Genomic DNA, 1,099 nt, shown 5'->3' with positions numbered 1-1,099 from the left:
TGAAAGCCCTTCCGAAAAGGAAGGGAAATGAGGGCAACAATCATCAGGATCAGGCCGGAGATGAACCCTCAATAAAAGCCCTTCTGAAGAGGGAGGGAAATCCTCACCAGGCAGATTATAGGCCTCGTCGAACGTGACCCTCAATGAAAGCCCTTCCGAAATAGAAGGGAAATGTGCGTCAACGCCGTCCTGGCGACCGTCTACGCCTGCCCTCAATGAAAGTCCCTCCGAAAAGGAAGGGAAATGGTTAGTACTTGGATGTGGTCGAACTCACCTGCGTACCCTCAATGAAAGCCCCTCCGAAAAGGAAGGGAAATTCCGCCCAGCCGCTCGCAATGGCGATGGACGCTACTGGCCTCAATGAAAGTCTACATCTCAAGGTACAGAACAAACGGTCCCGTGGTCATCCTAATCCATCACAACAGCCTGTCTTATTCGAAGTCCCCACAAAGCTGTATGGAAATTCCTGTTTTTGGGCACTTTGAAACTGGGCGAGAGTACCTAAATGAAGGTCCTTCCCAAAAAGGTAGGGATATGCGTCGGCAGATACAGCCTGCGACTGCCTAGCCACGCCTCAATGAAAGCCCCTCCGAAAAGGAAGGGAAATTACCGTCCAGGTTCTGACCAAAGGCAACGACCTGGCCTCAATGAAAGCCCTTCTGAAAAGGAAGGGAAATCCGTAGATGCTTGCCAAACCGCGGATACGCGAGAGCCCTCAATGAAAGCCCCTCCAAAAAGGAAGGGAAATGCTCTTCTTTTTCTCGCTTATCTAGAATACCAGTTTGAACTGCCTCCCGTTTCTTGGACAACAAAACTAAAGTCCAAGAAACAGGAGGCTTTTCATGTCCGTGCATCTGGGAATGAGACATAATCGTTTGCTTCGGAAACAGGCAGCACAGATGTTTGAGAAGGGATTTGGCTATGGTGTAACCGCCAAAAGCCTTGGTATATCTGCCGCGACTGTGAGAGAGTGGCAGAAGATGTACCGCGTGATCGGGAAGGGCGGGCTTCTTGCCATGGGAGTAAAGCACACCAAATACGACTATGAGACCAAGGTCGCCGCAGCGAGGGCCGTGGTTGATGGTGGGATGAGTAAGCC

Annotated in this window: 1 protein-coding gene; it reads left to right on the top strand. The window is 51.0% G+C overall.

The genetic code is table 11. The annotated features are described in order from the left end of the window. Window positions 1-842: 842 nt before the first annotated feature. On the top strand, window positions 843-1,099 hold a 257-nt coding region (locus HMPREF2874_RS09530; RefSeq protein ID WP_246823787.1), incomplete at its 3' end, for a helix-turn-helix domain-containing protein.

It is taken from the genome of Rothia sp. HMSC068F09, from assembly GCF_001812775.1.
GTDB classification, from domain to species: domain Bacteria; phylum Actinomycetota; class Actinomycetes; order Actinomycetales; family Micrococcaceae; genus Rothia; species Rothia mucilaginosa_A.
Note: the sequence above shows the minus strand (reverse complement) of the source record. Positions and strands in the feature narration are given on the sequence as shown.